This is a genomic window from Staphylococcus sp. HMSC65H10 (assembly GCF_001839185.1).
Lineage (GTDB): Bacteria > Bacillota > Bacilli > Staphylococcales > Staphylococcaceae > Staphylococcus > Staphylococcus simulans.
On sequence record NZ_KV840424.1, the window covers coordinates 113,042 to 124,807 of the forward strand.

General features: G+C 34.9%; 12 protein-coding genes. 6 read left to right on the forward strand and 6 right to left on the reverse strand.

Annotated features, from left to right (window positions below; translation table 11 throughout):
- Window positions 1-111: 111 nt before the first annotated feature.
- Window positions 112-801, reverse strand: coding sequence for a zinc-ribbon domain-containing protein (locus HMPREF3270_RS12200; protein ID WP_070849176.1), 690 nt, complete (start codon window positions 799-801; stop codon window positions 112-114).
- A gap of 315 nt (window positions 802-1,116) precedes the next feature.
- Between HMPREF3270_RS12200 and HMPREF3270_RS12205 the strand changes: the two genes are divergently transcribed.
- Window positions 1,117-2,169 carry a 2,3-butanediol dehydrogenase gene (locus HMPREF3270_RS12205; RefSeq protein WP_070849178.1) on the forward strand — a complete coding sequence of 351 codons (1,053 nt, stop codon included), beginning with the start codon at window positions 1,117-1,119 and terminating at the stop codon, window positions 2,167-2,169.
- Window positions 2,170-2,315: 146 nt separating this feature from the next.
- On the opposite strand, the gene HMPREF3270_RS12210 is transcribed toward HMPREF3270_RS12205, so the two are convergent.
- On the reverse strand, window positions 2,316-2,738 hold the full coding sequence (locus HMPREF3270_RS12210; RefSeq protein ID WP_002480187.1) for a cupin domain-containing protein: 423 nt from the start codon (window positions 2,736-2,738) through the stop codon (window positions 2,316-2,318).
- A 208-nt stretch (window positions 2,739-2,946) separates the two neighbouring features.
- Here HMPREF3270_RS12210 and HMPREF3270_RS12215 point away from each other — a divergent pair, with 208 nt between their 5' ends.
- The 5 genes from HMPREF3270_RS12215 (at window position 2,947) to HMPREF3270_RS12235 (ending at window position 7,931) form a co-directional block, all read left to right on the forward strand.
- Entirely contained in the window at window positions 2,947-4,440 is a 1,494-nt protein-coding gene (locus HMPREF3270_RS12215; RefSeq protein ID WP_070849181.1) for a catalase, read from the forward strand.
- Window positions 4,441-4,485: 45 nt separating this feature from the next.
- Window positions 4,486-4,812: a hypothetical protein gene (locus HMPREF3270_RS12220; protein WP_070849184.1), complete on the forward strand. Its 327-nt coding sequence runs from the start codon at window positions 4,486-4,488 to the stop codon at window positions 4,810-4,812.
- A gap of 235 nt (window positions 4,813-5,047) precedes the next feature.
- A complete protein-coding gene (locus tag HMPREF3270_RS12225; RefSeq protein WP_070849187.1) occupies window positions 5,048-5,422 on the forward strand; it encodes an APC family permease in 375 nt (124 codons plus the stop codon).
- Window positions 5,385-6,767 carry an NAD-dependent succinate-semialdehyde dehydrogenase gene (locus tag HMPREF3270_RS12230; RefSeq protein WP_070849190.1) on the forward strand — a complete coding sequence of 461 codons (1,383 nt, stop codon included), beginning with the start codon at window positions 5,385-5,387 and terminating at the stop codon, window positions 6,765-6,767. Before HMPREF3270_RS12225 ends, HMPREF3270_RS12230 begins: the two co-directional genes overlap by 38 nt.
- 315 nt (window positions 6,768-7,082) lie before the next feature.
- Window positions 7,083-7,931 carry an SAM hydrolase/SAM-dependent halogenase family protein gene (locus HMPREF3270_RS12235; RefSeq protein WP_057510650.1) on the forward strand — a complete coding sequence of 283 codons (849 nt, stop codon included), beginning with the start codon at window positions 7,083-7,085 and terminating at the stop codon, window positions 7,929-7,931.
- A gap of 59 nt (window positions 7,932-7,990) precedes the next feature.
- On the opposite strand, the gene HMPREF3270_RS14080 is transcribed toward HMPREF3270_RS12235, so the two are convergent.
- The 4 genes from HMPREF3270_RS14080 to HMPREF3270_RS12255 form a co-directional block, all read right to left on the reverse strand.
- Window positions 7,991-8,323, reverse strand: a complete 333-nt coding sequence (locus tag HMPREF3270_RS14080) for a hypothetical protein (protein WP_057510651.1) — start codon at window positions 8,321-8,323, stop codon at window positions 7,991-7,993.
- Complete coding sequence (locus HMPREF3270_RS12245) at window positions 8,293-9,216, reverse strand: DUF262 domain-containing protein (RefSeq protein WP_176746753.1); 924 nt, start codon at window positions 9,214-9,216, stop codon at window positions 8,293-8,295. Before HMPREF3270_RS12245 ends, HMPREF3270_RS14080 begins: the two co-directional genes overlap by 31 nt.
- Window positions 9,217-9,901: 685 nt before the next feature.
- On the reverse strand, window positions 9,902-11,110 hold the full coding sequence (locus HMPREF3270_RS12250; protein WP_070849193.1) for an MFS transporter: 1,209 nt from the start codon (window positions 11,108-11,110) through the stop codon (window positions 9,902-9,904).
- 93 nt (window positions 11,111-11,203) lie between these two features.
- The gene (locus HMPREF3270_RS12255) at window positions 11,204-11,758 is read right to left on the reverse strand and encodes a TetR/AcrR family transcriptional regulator (protein ID WP_023014806.1); all 555 of its coding nucleotides are present in this window, start codon (window positions 11,756-11,758) and stop codon (window positions 11,204-11,206) included.
- Between the last annotated feature and the right edge of the window lie 8 nt (window positions 11,759-11,766).

An 11,766-nucleotide genomic window follows, 5' to 3' on the forward strand; every position in this document is an offset into this window, starting at 1 on the left:
GCAACTCCTCAATACATAACGATAGATTTATCTTTATACTATCAAACTCTCTTTCATTCTCGAAATTCAAATTAAAAAACGACACTCCTTTTTAAGAAATGTCGTTTTAAATTAAATCTGTAGAATATTTTCAATGGCTTCAATCATATTGTCTTTTGTATATACCTTAATACTGAATCCATTATCTTTCAGCGTATCGTAATACCATATACTTCCATGGTCTATATCAGGTGCGTTATGAAAACTTGTAAACTCAGTTTCAGACATATGAGATGGAATCACAAAGACGTGATCAATTTTATTGTCATTATCATAGCTGACACCCATATCGCCATATAATTCAACTTTGTTTCCACGAACTTCTTTTGTACCTTCTGGTTTACCGAATGTACTTTGTACATCTGATTTAGATTGACCAATTTCAAAGCCTTTATAGCCATGTGTATTCGATGATTTCATAAAGTTTTGACTAAACTCCGTTGAATTCACATTGACTGAGATTTTATCTGTGTCTGGCAAGTTATGTTGCGTAGCTTGTTCATGATTATTTGCGTTTTGTTGATGGTTTCCTGAACCTCCGCTATAGAAATAAAAAGCAAGATAAGCGCCGCCTATGATTAAAGCTAAGATAACTAAGCCTAACAGACTCCAACCGATGACTTTCCAAGGTGAAACTGATGTACGCTCGTGTAGAATTTCAGAACGTGAAAATTCATGATAATCTCTGTTTTCTTTACCGCAATTTGTGCAATAGTGTTCATCTGGTGCTAAAGGTTTCCCACAGTTTGTACAGTACTTCATAACGCTTTTCCCCTCACGTTTATTGTTATCTTTATTATAGTTGATAAAAACATACACTGCTATATCATTAAATATTCAATCCAACTTTTTATCTTAAATTGTATTAAACGTTACGCTTTCACGCACTATTTCAACTTAATATCAATCTACTCAAAAAACATTGTTCCACGCTTAAATTAGCGATATAATCATATTAAAGAAAGCCATTTCATCCAAGCGTCACAAGGCTTTAGACAAGTTACCCAGCATCAAGATATTCACAACAATTCCAATCAATTAACCCATTGGAATTATAGAAAGGGAGCGTTTTATTTTATGAAAGCAGCTGTATGGTACGGACAAAAAGATGTACGTGTTGAGGAACGTGAAATCAGACCATTAAAAGACGATGAGGTACGCGTTAAAGTATCTTGGACAGGTATCTGCGGAACAGATTTACATGAATATTTAGAAGGACCTGTATTTATCGCTGTCGATGAGCCAGATCCGTTATTAGGTCAAAAAGCACCTGTTACTTTGGGTCATGAATTTTCAGGTATAGTCGAAGAAGTAGGTAGTGAAGTTACTGAATATAAAAAAGGTGATCGTGTAGTAGTTAACCCTACTGTTTCTAAACACGAAAAAGAAGAAAACATCGATTTATATGATGGCTATTCATTTATCAGTCTAGGTGCAGATGGTGGTTTCGCATACTACACTAATGCACCTGAAGGTAATGTATACCGTTTACCTGATAACGTATCAGCTAAAGAAGGTGCCTTAGTAGAACCTACTGCAGTAGCTGTACAAGCCGTTAAAGAAGGCGAATTGTTATTTGGTGATACAGTAGCAGTTATCGGTGCAGGACCAATTGGTTTATTAAATGTCATCGCGGCAAAAGCTGCTGGCGCAAGTAAGATCTTTGTATTCGACTTATCTGACGAACGCTTAGCAAAAGCTAAAGAAGTCGGTGCTACTTACGCAGTAAACTCTGGTGAAGTAAATCCGGTAGAATTCGTTCGCGAACACACTGAAAATGGTGTAGATGTCACATTTGAAGTTGCTGGTGTAGCTGCTACATTAGCGCAATCTATTTCTATGACACGCCCACGTGGCACAGTCGTTATCGTATCTATTTTCAGTCATCCAGTACAATTTGATCCAATGCAATTAACAAACACAGGTGTGAAATTAACATCAACAATTGCTTACACACCAACTACTTTCCAACAAACGATCGATTTAATCAGCGAAGGCAACTTAAATGTTAAACCAGTCGTTACAGATGAAATCGAATTAGAAGATATCGTTGAATCTGGATTTGAAAAATTAGTCAGCGATAAATCACAAGCTAAAATCTTAGTAAGATTAAATGGTGACCAAGCATAATAAATTATAGGTATATCCAGTTAAGGTAGGGAGCACAGTCTTCCTGCCTTTTTATATTGAGTATATATTAATCTTTCTTTCAATTTAAAAAACGACACTCCTCTTTCAAGAAATGTCGTTTTCCTCATATATGATGATGTGTGTTATTAATGTTCGTTCGGATCATTTTCTGCATCTTGGTGTGTTTTGTGTACAGTACCGAATTTATGGTCTGGACCACCGTAGATTGAGTAAAGTTTTAATGGTTCGTCACCTTTGTTTGTGACGTTATGCCATGTATCTGCAGGAACGATAATCGCATCGTCAGGGTTGACTTCTTTTTCGAAATTCAAATTGTCTTCTGTTGGACCCATTTGGCATAAACCTTTACCTTGTTCAACACGTAGGAATTGTTCAATACCATGGTGGATTTCTAAACCGATGTCATCTCCTGGTTGAATTGTCATTAATGTAACTTGAATATTTGAACCTGTCCAAATGGTAGTACGATAGTTTTCATTTTCCAATGTCATACCTTCGATATTATCTACTACTGGTTTGTTACCTTGGTCTTCAAAATTATAAGTCATTTTAAAACCCTCCTTGATTTAATGCTTACATTTATATTGTACTCCGTTTTAATTCATTGAAACGACTTTTATAAAGAGTTCACAAATTCTTCAAGAACAGTTATTAATTTTTTCAAAGAACGAGTGCTATTCTTTAACAGTTTTTTTATGCGTCATGCTACAATCAATATAGATAGATTAGAATCATTCTAAATAAGGAGAGTTGAATATGAGTAAAGACAAATCAAAATTAACAGGTCTTTTCGGCCATCCCGTAGGAGACCGTGAAAACTCAGCAACAGCTGGTCCACGTGGTCCATTACTAATGCAAGACGTATATTTCTTAGAATTATTAGCACACTTCGATCGTGAAGTTATCCCTGAACGACGTATGCACGCTAAGGGTTCAGGTGCATTCGGGACATTTACAGTAACTAATGATATTACACAATACACAGATGCGAGCATCTTCGCAGAAGTCGGTAAACAAACACCTATGTTTGCACGTTTCTCTACAGTAGCTGGTGAACGCGGTGCAGCTGATGCTGAACGTGACATCCGTGGCTTCGCATTAAAATTCTATACAGATGAAGGTAACTGGGACCTTGTAGGTAACAATACACCTGTATTCTTCTTCAGAGACCCTAAATTATTCCCAAGTTTAAACCACGCAGTTAAACGTGACCCACGTACAAATATGCGCAGTGCACAAAACAACTGGGATTTCTGGACTTCATTACCTGAAGCATTACATCAAGTAACAATCTTAATGTCTGACCGTGGTACTCCTCGTGGCTATAGACACATGCACGGTTTCGGCTCACATACGTATTCTTTATTAAATAAAGATAACGAACGTGTATGGGTGAAATTCCACTTCCGTACACAACAAGGTATTGAAAACTTCTCACCAGAAGAAGCAGAACAAGTGATTGCGAAAGATCGTGAATCATCTCAACGTGACTTATTCGAAGCTATCGAAGAAGGCAACTTCCCTAAATGGAAAATGTACATTCAAGTCATGACAGAAGAACAAGCACGTAACCACAAAGACAATCCATTCGACCTAACTAAAGTTTGGTTTAAAGATGAATATCCATTAATTGAAGTCGGTGAGTTCGAATTAAACCGCAACCCTGACAACTACTTCATGGATGTTGAACAAGCAGCATTCGCACCAACTAACATTGTGCCTGGTATCGACTTCTCACCAGACAAAATGTTGCAAGGCCGCTTATTCTCTTATGGAGATGCTCAACGTTACCGTTTAGGTGTTAACCACTGGCAAATCCCAGTCAACCAACCTAAAGGTGTAGGCGTTGAAAACTTATGTCCATTCGCACGTGATGGTCAAGGTCGCTTCTTAGATGGCAACCAAGGCGGTAAAACACATTACTACCCTAACAGCACAGGCGCAATGGAAAGCCAACCAGGTTACAAACGTCCACCAATGGATGTCGTAGATGGTCCAGCTTATGAATACGACTACCGTGAAGATGACGATAACTACTTCGAACAACCAGGTAAATTGTTCAGACTACAAACACCTGAACAACAAGAACGCATCTTCCAAAACACAGCAAATGAAATGGAAGGCGTAACATTAGAAGTAAAAGAACGTCATATCCGTCATTGCTATAAAGCAGATCCTGAGTATGGTAAAGGTGTCGCAAAAGCAATGGGTATCGACATTAACAGTATTGATTTAAATGCTGAAGACTAAGCCGATTATTTCCTAGGCAATATATAAAGAAGAGGTAGCTTATTTATGATAATAGATAAAGTGAACCCAAATGACCTATTTCCAACCGAGTCCCAACAAACTTCAGTATTAGGCAAAATGGGTTATCCAATGAACGGTGAAATTAAAATCTTTGAAGCAGCTTACATCGCCACAAACGAACGTTTGATTTTAAATGTAGATATGGCTGGAGAGTTCTATTATCGCAACATCGCATACAATGAAATTAAAGCGATTGAACTCACAGAAGACACATTAAGTCTTACATTTGAAATTGGCACATTTAAATTAACTGATTTCAAACAAGATGAAGCTGAAAACTTTAAAGCCTATGTTACATCGCAAATAAAATAACTTTTAAAAGTTTTAGTGCAAGATCGAGGTACTACTAATTCTTTTGATAAAAAGAAGAAGCTATCATCTTTTCCGGATTGATAGCTTCTTTATTTTGTTTATATTGGAACATGAATTCTTCAATTTTAATCATTTGATGGCTTTTCTGAAGAGTAATTACAAATTCTATTGTTTTCCAACAATTTAGATAAAATCATATAACTGATTCTTAAACTTGGTGGCAATGTTTGGGGGAATGCGCCTAAGTAAATCACCCTATTATTTTTATCCAGCTTTAGTGTGGATTGTGGACGCTGGGGGTATTGGAGTAGTAATTGGTTATTTATTGGTTGCACTCTCTTTCTTAAAGTTAAGAAAAGCAGCACCAGATTTAAAACGACCTTATAAAATCAAGAATGGTAAAGCAATAGGTGTCATCGCAATTATTTTAAGTTTATCGTTCATCATTATTTACTTGCCAGGAATGCCATCATCATTAATATGGCCTTCTGAATGGCTAATTGTCTTTGTTTGGTATGGAATTGCAGCGATTTTATATTATGTACAAAAAAGGAAAAATAAGGTGGTAGAAAATGACAAAATTAGAAGTTTTGAACCCAGCAACGAATGAAATGATTGAAACACTTGAGTATACGGATGAAGCTACAGTGAATAAACAAATAGAAAAAGCACATGATGCCTTTCTATCTTGGCGTGAAGTAGATGCCCATACACGTTCTGAGAAACTATGGGCTTGGTCAAAATTAATTGATGAACATAAAGAGGAACTTGCTGAACTGATTACAAAAGAAGGCGGCAAACCTTTAAAAGAAGCTCTAGGTGAAGTTGATTATGCACGTTCCTACGTTGATTGGTATGCAGAAGAAGCAAAACGTCTATGTGGACGTACAATCCCAGCAAATTCCGCTTCAAAAAAGATCATTGTTCAACCCTTCCCTGTCGGAGTTGTCGGTGCGATTGCACCTTGGAACTTCCCTGCAGCAATGATTACTCGTAAAATGGCACCTGCTTTAGCTGCAGGTTGTACGATTGTATGTAAACCAGCGGTACAAACACCACTGACTACAATCCGTTTAGTAGAACTAGCACATGAAGCAGGCATCCCAAAAGATGCTATTCAATACGTTATTATATCTGGTAAAGATGCTGGACGTATTTTTACTGAAAGTCCAATTATTCAAAAGATTACCTTTACAGGTTCTACACCTGTCGGCAAGAAATTGATTGAAGGCGCTGCTAGTTCTGTTAAGAATGTCACTATGGAACTCGGTGGTCTAGCACCCGTAATTGTGCACAAAGACGCAAATATTGATGATGCTGTCGATCAAACAATCGCAACTAAATTCAGAAATGCTGGTCAAACATGTATTTGTGCCAACCGAATTTATGTACATGAGGATATTGTCGATACGTATGTAGATAAATTAATACAAAAAGTACATGAATTAAAAGTAGGTAACGGTTTAGATAAAGGAGTAGATGTCGGTCCGTTAATCAACCAAGATGGAGTAGATAAAGTCGTTCATCAGATTAAAGATGCAGAAGCTAAAGGCGGACAATTATCTCGTTCATTAGATGAAATTGAATCACTAGGCGGCAACTTCTTAAAACCAGTCGTCATTTCAAATGCGAATCAAGATATGGAAATTATGCATAAAGAAACATTTGGTCCTGTAGCGCCTGTTATGGCTTATGCTGATTTAGATGACGCAATCAAAATGGCGAATGACACTGAATTCGGTTTAGCTGCTTATTTCTTTACTAATAATTATAAAACTGGTTTCTACATCTATAATAATCTAGATTATGGTGTTATTGGATGGAACGATGGCGGTCCTTCTGCTGCACATGCCCCATTCGGCGGTATGAAAGAAAGTGGTTATGGCAGAGAAGGCGGCATTGAAGGTATTCAGCCATATTTAGAAACGAAATATTTATCTATCGGCGATATGTAAACTAGTTAAAAACAAGTAATAAATCAAGTCTCAAACAAAAAGTCGGTGAAAACCTTAAGTGTTTTCATCGATTTTTATTGAGCCTATACATACTACTAAAATTAATATTACCAATTAAAGTTAAACGCCTCCTCAGTTTTAAAACTGAGAAAATTTAAATACTAAGCGTATTTTTATATTGAATTCCTAGTATTTTAAAAGGATATTGACTTTCATATGAAAAGGGCATAATATAGGCATACGTTTAAAGTTTTCAGATTTTTTAAATAATAAGTCCGTCATCTGAAGAATCACACATTAGAGGAGAGAATAAAGATGAGTAACAACTTAATTTTACAATCAGATTTTGGTATAGAAGACGGTGCAGTCAGCGCAATGAAAGGTGTTGCACGTATGGTCAGTGACAATATCTTCATCAGTGATTTAACACATGACATTCCACCTTATGATATTTGGGTGGCTTCCTATCGTCTCTACCAGACTGTGAAATACTGGCCAAAAGGCACAGTCTTTGTTTCTGTCGTTGACCCTGGTGTAGGCAGTGATCGCAGAAGTATTGCTTGCTTGACCAAAACAGGTCACTATATCATTACACCAGATAACGGTTCACTGACACATATACTGCATTATGAAGGCATTGAATCAGTCATTGCGATAGATGAAGTCAAAAGTCGTTTACCGCATTCTGAAGAAAGTCATACTTTCCATGGTCGTGATATTTATGCTTATAATGGTGCACGCTTAGCTGCCGGTCAAATTGAATTTGAAGATTTAGGCCAGTCTATTGATTTAGACTCAATCAAACAACTTCCAATCAACGATTCTAGACAAGAAGGCGATACACTCATCGGTTATATTGATGTCTTAGATATCCGCTTCGGCTCTCTATGGACCAACATTCCACTTTCTTACTTTAAAGAGAATGATATACACCATGGAGATAACTTGATTGTGACCATTTATAACCGTGAGAACAAAGTCTATCAAAACATCATGAAATTCGTACGTTCTTTTGCGGACGTCAACATTGGTGAACCTTTAGTTTACATTAACTCACTCGTTAATATAGGCGTTGCGGTCAACCAAAATTCATTTTCTAAACTCTATCATATTGGCACAGGAAATGACTGGCGTATCGAAATAACCAAAGGACCAACCTTCTAACCTCTACTAGTGATTCTTATAATGATTAAAATATAGTTGAATAAATGTAAAAGAGAGCCTCAGTGCATTGAGGGCTCTCTTAGTTTCTTTTTCATTATTTTAGGTTTTATACAGGTTTTAATTTTACTTTTCAACCTCTTCCAATAACTTTTTGTATCTATTATATTCTTCAGAAGATTTATTGCTGCTAAAAGAGAACGAATCTGTTGATTTCTTTTGATATTAAAATATTCAACTGCCGTATTAGATTTTTCTACCTTATTAACTTCCATATAAGATTTTGCAAATTCATGTAAATCATCTAACAGACCAGAAAGTTTATCTATGCTAACTTCTTCTTTTATTAATTTGTATACAGAGTTTATATTTTCTGCTCTTTTTTTATATAGCATTTTGAAAAATGATTAATCAAACTGTCAATATCCGATAAATTTTTGGTGATTTCTATTAAATCATTCCACTTGTTTTTTGAGTGATCAATAAAATCATCCGTTCTAGGTTGGACATATTTCATTATATGATTCTTTAGTAACTCCATTTGTTTCAACTTTTGTCCCCTAGCATTTAACACTTCGAAAATGTTATAAATTTCCTCTTCTTCTCCAGATACAATTTCGACAATATTAATCTTTAGTAGTTGGTTTAAGAACATGTCTGTTTCTTCAAAGCTTTTCTCTTTTATATAATCATCAAAGTAGTTAAAAACATGATACAGAGTGTTGTTGCTCTTTTCTAGCTTTACTTTTGAGTCTTTGCTTATATAATCTAAGATTGAAAGGAGTGACGAATGAAGATCTGGATTGTTAATTTTAGAAATTGTTTCATTAGTCGATTTTAAAGTTGTTAAATAAGTATTTTTTATAAATTTAGCACGGTTTTCAGCTTCTTCATTATCCATATCATTTAAGTGTTTTACAATAACTGCAAAAATAACAAAGATTGTAGTCAAACGTTGTTGACCATCAATAATCTCATAATAATCCACCCCTGGATCCTTAGCTGTTCCCAAATTTTTATTTTTATCATTTAAAACTATTGTTCCAAGAAAGTGAGACCAATTAGAGTCAGAATCTGTGTTAATTGTAAAAGTAACATCTGTTAAAAGCTCTGACCAATTATTTTCTTTCCATACATAAGTTCTTTGGTATCTTGGTACTTTATATTCAGCTGCTCGTTGAAATATATCCTTAATTGTTCTGTTTTCAGTATTAAAACTCATACTTATACCCTTTTTTATTATTAAGTAATTACTGACATCCTCTTTTATATATTTATTTTCAATCAAAATTTTTTATCTAGCATCAATCCTTAATAATTGTTACTTTTTTACTCATTTAGATTTCTTTATAGATTTCCAATACTCTTCGAACTAACCATAGTAAACATTTGTCTAAACCTATACAACTTCAACAATTTTATCGATTCAAAATGACTTCATTCTATTTTCTGTGTCCCTTATAAATTGATGCAATTCAAATCTCACTATCTTTAACATTTTAAGATATTTTGAACTTTGATATTTTGGTTGAAGTGTCATTATTCTCGAAAAGTATATAATATTATGTTAAATATTAGAATTAAAAAGTTGATTACACTTTATGCTTTGAAATTTTCATTCTAAAATCAACATATGTTTATTAATCAAGTTAATCAAACAAGAACAGTCATTTATTCTCCCATATTATTTTATGTTCGGCTATTACATACAGTAGTTTGATGCCTTAAGTACCCAAGCCTATGATATAAATCAAAATCATCAATTCTCATTTTTAAAATTTTCAGCTTATAATAACACTACAAAACACTTGTTTTTTAATTTTATAACAGCCCCTTTAAAATATACGATTTAGCTTATATCACTGCTTTCAGGTTTTTAGATTACTCATATTTACACCAAACTTTAATTGAAAAGCAAATAATTATCATAGTATATATGCATACACCTAACATATAAGCACGACTCTCTTTTTTTATTCTTCCTCAAAATCCTTCAACACATGTTTATTATCTTCTTGCAATTTACTGTATTCTGCTTCTGGCACTGGGTTATCTTTGAGTTTAAATTTAGGATAAATCCATAGCGCGCTTAAACTGATTAAACCAAATACAACAAAGGTTGCTTTGTAGTTTAGGAAAACAATTAGTGGTCCTGCTAGGATAGAACCGATTACTTGTCCGACTGCCAGGAGTAAGAAAGGAATGCCGATACCGATTGACGCATTTCTAACATAGACACGAATGCCCCAAACCATTAGTACACCTGTTAAGAAAATATAGCTAATGCCAAATAAAGAAGAGGCAATAAAAGGTGTAATCCATAACAACTGCGCAAGTGCGAGTAAAATGGATGCGGCAGAAATCGCAATCACACCTAAATTATAAGCAAAACGTATGCCTTTTTGCTCAATGATGTTGCCTGAAACACCTCCAATAATGCCGAAGACCCCAATTAAAATCCAGAAAATAGAGAGTTGAAAGTTTGTATAAAGATCTGTGGCTTGAACGAAAGATTTAGAGAATGTCCAAAATGGTGCAGTCGCAATACCTAGCAAGGTAGAAGCTAAAGCAATACGACTGCCATTTTTAACATCTAATAAATTAAATGAACCTGTATAAATTTCAAGAGGTTGATTTAAACTTGGAATAATTATAAAGTTCCACACCAACATAATAAGCGCGAGTACTGCATAAGTGAGATACATCGTTCTCCAATCTAAAAATGCGATCATTGCAGTGACTCCAGCAAGCATCAAACCAATACTTGTACCTGAGTTAATCCAAGTGTTCGCTTTACTTTGTTCCTCTAATTTAATCCATAATGAAATCACATAACCATAAGGTGGTGAGACGAATTCTGTACTAGCACCCGCAAATAACACACCTAAGGCAAGAATCATTAAATTAGGTGAGATACCAATTAAAATAAGTCCGATTAATACTGATAAACCTGCGGCCATAATCATATTTTTCGGCCCGACTTTATCAGTTTTAAATGTCGCAAAGATAATGGAGAAACAATAAGATAAATAAAACAGTGATGAAATTAAACCAGCCTGTGTCGGTGTCAGACTTAAATCTTGTGAAATATCTGGTAAAAACAAACCAAAGCTGAACCGACCCAGCCCATATGTCACAGCTATCATTAAAATACCAGGTATAACCAGCTTAGAAAACCTCATAAACTTCTCTCCTTTTAGATATAACGTTCATTCTATTTTAGTGTAAAAGAAAATCAGCATTTTTTAAATGCTGAAGTCTTATCTTTTTAAATTCTATTTGTATGCTGCTTCCCTTAAATACATCTCCGCAATACGTAATGCGTGATCTGTTGCTTTATCCACACCGACTAATGCGGTCATAGAAGTTGTGCCTTCTAATAGTAATGCATATTGAATCGCTAATGCTTCTTGATCTTCTAATCCTTGTTCTGCAGTGAGGTGCTCTAAATAATCTAATAAACGTTGTTTATGTCCTCTAGCAATAGAAACAATGTCTTGATTACTTTCAGCGTAATCTTCAATCGCTCTTAAGAACATATCACCTTTATAAGAATAATCTTTCAGCCACTTACAATGAGCTTTCACAATACAGGTTAGAGGTTGTACTTGTTTAGTTTTTGTATACTCATCTAAATATTCCCAATAGCGCGCTTCACGTTGTTTTAAAACCGCTTCTACTAACTTCTCTTTTGAATCAAAGTGATTATACAATGTCATTGTCGCAACGTTCGCTTCTTGAATAATCTGTTTCAATCCGACACCGTTGAATCCATATTCATAAAACAATTGTTCTGCGACTGCTAATAAATCGTTGCGTTTTTGAGACATAATCTTCA

Excerpts from the sequence above, each read along its gene's own strand:
- HMPREF3270_RS12200 (WP_070849176.1), bottom strand. The coding sequence starts at position 801 with ATGAAGTACTGTACAAACTGTGGGAAACCTTTAGCACCAGATGAACAC.
- HMPREF3270_RS12205 (WP_070849178.1), top strand. The coding sequence starts at position 1,117 with ATGAAAGCAGCTGTATGGTACGGACAAAAAGATGTACGTGTTGAGGAA.
- HMPREF3270_RS12210 (WP_002480187.1), bottom strand. The coding sequence starts at position 2,738 with ATGACTTATAATTTTGAAGACCAAGGTAACAAACCAGTAGTAGATAAT.
- HMPREF3270_RS12215 (WP_070849181.1), top strand. The coding sequence starts at position 2,947 with ATGAGTAAAGACAAATCAAAATTAACAGGTCTTTTCGGCCATCCCGTA.
- HMPREF3270_RS12220 (WP_070849184.1), top strand. The coding sequence starts at position 4,486 with ATGATAATAGATAAAGTGAACCCAAATGACCTATTTCCAACCGAGTCC.
- HMPREF3270_RS12225 (WP_070849187.1), top strand. The coding sequence starts at position 5,048 with ATGCGCCTAAGTAAATCACCCTATTATTTTTATCCAGCTTTAGTGTGG.
- HMPREF3270_RS12230 (WP_070849190.1), top strand. The coding sequence starts at position 5,385 with ATGACAAAATTAGAAGTTTTGAACCCAGCAACGAATGAAATGATTGAA.
- HMPREF3270_RS12235 (WP_057510650.1), top strand. The coding sequence starts at position 7,083 with ATGAGTAACAACTTAATTTTACAATCAGATTTTGGTATAGAAGACGGT.
- HMPREF3270_RS14080 (WP_057510651.1), bottom strand. The coding sequence starts at position 8,323 with ATGCTATATAAAAAAAGAGCAGAAAATATAAACTCTGTATACAAATTA.
- HMPREF3270_RS12250 (WP_070849193.1), bottom strand. The coding sequence starts at position 11,110 with ATGAGGTTTTCTAAGCTGGTTATACCTGGTATTTTAATGATAGCTGTG.
- HMPREF3270_RS12255 (WP_023014806.1), bottom strand. The coding sequence starts at position 11,758 with ATGTCTCAAAAACGCAACGATTTATTAGCAGTCGCAGAACAATTGTTT.